Source organism: Streptococcus parasanguinis, from assembly GCF_001578955.1.
In the GTDB taxonomy this organism is placed as follows: Bacteria; Bacillota; Bacilli; order Lactobacillales; family Streptococcaceae; genus Streptococcus; species Streptococcus parasanguinis_U.
The window spans coordinates 45,457-48,093 of sequence record NZ_KQ969689.1 but is presented as its reverse complement, the minus strand read 5'-3'; the positions used below and the strand labels follow the sequence as shown (position 1 = coordinate 48,093).

Annotated in this window: 2 protein-coding genes; both read right to left on the bottom strand. The window is 43.8% G+C overall.

Annotated features, from left to right (window positions below; all coding sequences use genetic code 11):
- Positions 1 to 14: 14 nt before the first annotated feature.
- Positions 15 to 839 (bottom strand): PrsW family glutamic-type intramembrane protease, encoded by an 825-nt coding sequence (locus SPADD19_RS00240; RefSeq protein ID WP_061454888.1) that lies wholly within the window; start codon positions 837 to 839, stop codon positions 15 to 17.
- Positions 832 to 2,493, bottom strand: a complete 1,662-nt coding sequence (locus SPADD19_RS00235) for a C69 family dipeptidase (protein WP_061454887.1) — start codon at positions 2,491 to 2,493, stop codon at positions 832 to 834. Before SPADD19_RS00235 ends, SPADD19_RS00240 begins: the two co-directional genes overlap by 8 nt.
- Positions 2,494 to 2,637 lie beyond the last annotated feature (144 nt).

Genomic DNA, 2,637 nt, shown 5'->3' with positions numbered 1-2,637 from the left:
AAAAATTTTTCTTATTATTTTAAAAATGACAACTCGGGATGTTTCTTGGTATAGAGCACCACTTCGATAAAGGTCCCTACTTGGACGGCAAAGAGCAGTCCGACGAGAAGATTAATCCGATGGTCTGTTTCATAAAACGGAGAGTTCCATAAGAAGTGATTGGCTACTGTTGAGAGAACACACCAGAGCCCAAAGAGTTTTTCCTTTTGCTGGGTCACTTGAGACAACAAGAGGAAGACACCAACTGATACAACAGCTGTATAGAGGGCATGTGAAGCTAATCCACCAGAGATACGGTTAATGGCCTCAGTGACAGCGGCTAATTGGCTGGTTTTTGTTTGGCGGGCAACGTACCCTAAATCCTCAATGATCTGAAAACCAAAGCCAGAGCCCAAGCCGGCAATTAGAATCGATTTCAGATCTTTTTTGCCAACCATCAAGACTACCCAAAAGGCAACCAGGGCCTTAAAGAATTCTTCTGAAAATGGAGCTGTCAAAGCATCCGTCCACTTGTTAAAGACAGTGGCATCCTTGATCACATGGCTATTCATAATATCAATCAAGCTATTGCCTGAAAAGCTCAACCAGCCTGCTACGAAGGCTCCTCCAAACATGGCAATCCATAGGATGTAGGTTGGTACGGACAACTGCTTGGCCAATCGTTTTGAAAAGAGATAGAGCGGGATAATAATAGTAGCTAAGACAGACAAGTTTAAGACCAAGTCTCTGCCTGCAGACTGGCTAAATTCTTGTTGAGAAAGATGACCGAGTTCAAACTCCAAGCCAATTCCTGCAAACAGTAGAAAAAGATAGATCGAGGCTCTTTGAATTTTAGTCATCTTGTTTTCCTCCCTTTTGTTTCTTTGAGCGAATCAGGTAGATCACAATCGCTAGAAGGGTTGCCCCGAATAAGCCTGCTGCTAGAATGTAATCATAGTCAAATTCAACGAGATCAATCTTTTCTTCATAAGCAGCATCTTCTTCGTCATCTAGATCCTGCAGGGCACTTTTTCCGTGTTCATCTGCTACCTTTTGTTCTGCTTCTTTTCTGATTTCTTGCAAGCGTTCGAAGGTTTTCTCAGCTCTCGCCAAGCTTTCCTCTGTTGCCTTCTTACTAGCTTCTTCAGGCTGAGAAGCAAGGGCGATTTGTTCCTGATCACTCAGATCTTGTTCGACCATCCACTGAGACTCCAATCGTTCCATTTCAGTACGAATCGCCCCATCTTCGAATAAATCTGGATACTTGGCCACAAGGTCATTGATTCTTGAAATGGTCCAATACCAAGAGCGATCATTGTAATGCTCCCCTAATTCTTGGTAGGCTTGATAGGTGTTGAGAATATTGCCATAGTAGGGTAGGTATGGAGCATTTCGTGGACTACCCATCGACAGCCACATGGTGCCTCCACCTGCACTCGCTGGGACCTCGTCTTTCAGTTGGAAAATATGGGCCTCCATGACATTTGGATTGGAAATAGGGTATTTATAAACCGCATCAAACTCCCCTTTTTTCGGAATGCCTTTTCCATCCAGCTCCATTTGATCCTGTGGTTTATATTTGGTTCCTTCCAAACGATTGCGTTGGAGATTCATGGCATCGCGGAGGGTTAATTTTCGATCGGTTGTATGAAGAAGGTCAAAGGACGCATCGTCATATTTAACAGGAGAGCTTGGGTCTAGCGATTTGATTCCCGACCAAACCCGAGAGCGATCTGCTTCTTGCAAAGGCGGATTATAGGATTGAGAAACGTGGAATTTTCCGTCCACTTCCTTATAGCTATTGGCTTTTTTGGCAACTGTTTCAAGATCTTTTGAGGCGATCGTGCGTTCGGTATCTGACAGATCTACATGCCCTAAGAAGAAGGTATTTGGAAAGACCGCAAACCGATCCTCTGGGAAGAGAATCGCCGCATATTGATGGCCAGATAGGATTTCCATATACCAGACGCCTTCTTTATCGGCAATGGTCACAATATTTCCTTCTGCAGCGCCTTTTTCTTCGACGATTTTAGCAATGAGTTCGACCCCTTCTCTTGCGGTTTTCACACTAGGGAGAACGATACTTGTCAAGCCCGATTCTGCGAGGCCATCCTTGACATAGGGATCCACCTTTTGGATCTTGTCATTTGCTGAAGCAGATACAGTGGCAGAAATGGAAACCCCATATTCGTTGAATCCTGCTTCGTCAAAAATTCCCTGATCAGGGGTGACATCTGGAACCGCTGTATACTTATAGCTAATCTCTGGCAAGGGATATTGAAAACCATTGGCAGCATCCTCAAAGATGGCTCCTTTTTTATTGTAGACACGCTCTCTGACCACAAAATTTTTATTATGGTTGGGCTCTAAATCTTCGGTACGCCCTACCAAGGTTGAACCGTCGGCAGTCAGTTTCTTCCCGATGATGAACCCTGTACAAGCCTCAACAGGTTGAGCAATCAACAAAAGCGGAAGCAAGGCTGCTACAGCTGATCGAAAATAGTGCTTCTTCATCCTAAACTCCTTTTTAAAAATGTTTTTCCTTATTTAGTATACTCTTTTACAAGCCTATTTTGCAAGCGATTCCAGCAACCGTAAACGATTCGTAAACTATCAGAATTTTTGAGGGAAACACTTTTTCAAAAAAGAAGAGGCTGG